Raw genomic sequence first — 345 nt, 5'->3', positions numbered from 1 at the left:
CAATAGTACGATGGATTGGAAAACAGGTGGACGTTTCTTAACGCTTGGCGTTACGCTTATCATGTTTATCATCGTATCGAACTTCCTTGGTTTACCATTCATGTATTCAGCAACTGAAGCTGGCGAACATATTGCATGGTGGAGATCACCAACGTCTGATCCAGCAGTTACATTAACATTAGCCGTGATGGTAGTTACCCTCACCCATTATTATGGAATTAAGATGAAGGGTACGAAAGAGTACGTAAAAGGTTATTTCCAACCTATGAAATTCTTATTCCCATTAAAGGTTATTGAGGAGTTTGCTAACACATTAACGTTAGGTCTTCGTTTGTTTGGTAACAT

At 39.1% G+C, this 345-nt stretch carries 1 protein-coding gene; it reads left to right on the top strand.

What is annotated here, in order from left to right:
- Nucleotides 1-345, top strand: a 345-nt coding sequence (locus tag FE392_RS22450) for a F0F1 ATP synthase subunit A (RefSeq protein WP_319931899.1), incomplete at both ends; no start/stop codon positions are given.

This window comes from Xenorhabdus santafensis (assembly GCF_033949405.1).
In the GTDB taxonomy this organism is placed as follows: Bacteria; Pseudomonadota; Gammaproteobacteria; order Enterobacterales; family Enterobacteriaceae; genus Xenorhabdus; species Xenorhabdus santafensis.
The sequence above is the reverse complement of the archived record's forward strand: the minus strand, read 5'-3'. Positions and strand labels throughout refer to the sequence as shown.